This window comes from Bacteroidota bacterium (assembly GCA_026391695.1).
Taxonomy (GTDB): domain Bacteria; phylum Bacteroidota; class Bacteroidia; order Bacteroidales; family JAGONC01; genus JAPLDP01.
In genome coordinates this window covers 1-1519 of record JAPLDP010000060.1, presented here as the reverse complement: position 1 = coordinate 1519, position 1519 = coordinate 1, and the positions used below count along the sequence as shown (strand labels likewise).

The 1519-nt window shown below is 37.5% G+C and carries 1 protein-coding gene; it reads left to right on the top strand.

The window, feature by feature from the left end; genetic code table 11:
• Window positions 1-16: 16 nt before the first annotated feature.
• Window positions 17-1519 (top strand): PKD domain-containing protein (locus NT175_07505; protein ID MCX6234556.1); only part of this gene is annotated, 1503 nt, incomplete at its 3' end.

The window sequence follows — 1519 nt, the reverse complement described above, 5'->3', positions numbered from 1 at the left end:
GGCAGATATTCTGACCATGAAGTTTAATTCAGATGGTGAGATTTTAGCCGCAAAAAGTTATGGTGGCACACAGGATGATTATGGTGCAGGAGTGGTTGTTTTTGGTGAAGATGAACTGGCAATAACTGGATATTTTAAAAGCAGTGTTATTGAATTTGATACCCTGACGCTTAATAATCAGGGTTATGAAGATGCATTCGTCTATTGTATCAATCAACTTTATCCACAAGCCCAATTCACCTATATAATTGGTGGGGATACAGTTACATTCCAGAATACGTCATTAAATGCTGATTCATATTTATGGGACTTTGGAGATGGTAATACATCTGATGAAATAAATCCTGTTCATCAATACAATGAAAGCGGATATTATGATGTTACCCTTGTTGCAAACAATACATGTGGGTCTGACACGCTAATCCAAACTATATATATAATGCCACAAACTAATGTTCAGACTCCTTGCAATGAATGGGTTTCTTCTTTTGGTGGATCTACCAGTGATATTGGATGGTTAATAGCACGTGATGATTTGGGCAATGTTTATATTTCAGGCGAATATACAAGTCCAGTAATCTATTTTGGTAATGATACCATTTTCAATAATGGTAACATGGATGCATATATTCTGAAAATAAATCCTGATGGTATTCCCCAGTGGAGCTTCACAGTTGGTGGTAGTAATGAAGACCGTCCGAGGGGGCTATGCACAGATCTTGAAGGAAATATCATATCAGCCGGAAGGTTTTACAGCCCAACATTGACAATAGGCGACTCAGTTTTTATAAATCAAGGTGGCTCAGACATTTATCTGTTCAAATTAAATTCGGATGGTGAGGTAATCTGGGCGAGAAGTTTCGGTTCTGATGGAACTATTGAATTCGGGTTTCAAGTTGATGTTGACAGTGAAAACAACATTGTGATGACAGGTTATTACAATGGTTATTCCATCTCCTTTGATAGTTACATTTTGACGAATTACGAGGAAGGTTATGATGATATGCTGGTGGTTAAGTTTGATTCATCAGGGAATGTACTATGGGCCAGAGATGGTGGCGGAAACAATGATGACCGGGGGTATCGCCTGACTATCGATCAATCGGATAATATTTATGTCTCCGGGCATTTTGGAAGCAGTATCATGTACATGGGGCCATTTTCTTTGATCAATACAGGATCTCATGATATATTTCTTGCAAAATATGACAGTAATGGGGATGAAAAATGGCTTAAGGGTGTTGAGGGATCTGGTCCTGATTATCCTTATGATGTGGCTATTGATAACTTTGGAAGTGTATATACTACCGGGTATTTTGAGAGTCCTTTTATTAAGTTTGATAGTCATATAATCTATAATAACGGATATATTGACTTATTTCTGGCAAAATATGACTCTCTCGGCAATAATGTCTGGGCAAGAAGTTTTGGTGGCAGTGGTACAGACAAAGCTTATGATATAGATGTGGATTCGCTGAATAATCTTTATGCAATAGGATATTTTACTTCATCCAGTATT